This window comes from Vibrio sp. 2130-1 (assembly GCF_033339515.1).
Window position 1 is genome coordinate 1 of sequence record NZ_JAWOUT010000707.1, and the last position, 522, is coordinate 522.

The window sequence follows — 522 nt, forward strand, 5'->3', positions numbered from 1 at the left end:
CCGCGCTTGTGATGTTGTTGATGTTCAGAAAGGGCCTAACAGGTGTAGCCGCTGAACTTGACCAAAAAGCGGTAAGCTTGAAAAACTGGGTATTCTTCGCACTGATTTCCGTCGCCATGATCGCGTTGGTGTTCTTCATGTTCTCAAACATGGATATTGGTCAAAACATCGTTTATGCCATCGGTGGCGCTGCGATTCTTTACTTCGTCTCTTTAATGCTGAAAGCCAGCAAAGCCGAGTCATTGAAGATGGGCACCATCCTCATTGTGACCTTCTTGACTACGTGTTTCTTCGTCTACTACGGTCAAATGATGACGTCAATGAACATGGTGGCAATCAATACTTTGAAAGGCTCACTATTTGGCTTTATCCCACTTGAGCCAGAAGCAGCAATGGCAATGAACCCACTTTGGTGTATGGTTGGTGGCCCTATTGTTGCGGGCTTCTTCGGTATGCTTGAAAAACGCGACGTTCACCTTTCTACAGCGACTAAAATCGCGATGGCGTTTGTACTCACTGCAA

General features: G+C 46.4%; 1 pseudogene. It reads left to right on the forward strand.

Annotation, left to right across the window (positions count from 1 at the left end):
* Positions 1–522: pseudogene (locus R7Q09_RS28255) on the forward strand (major facilitator superfamily transporter); the annotation flags it as partial.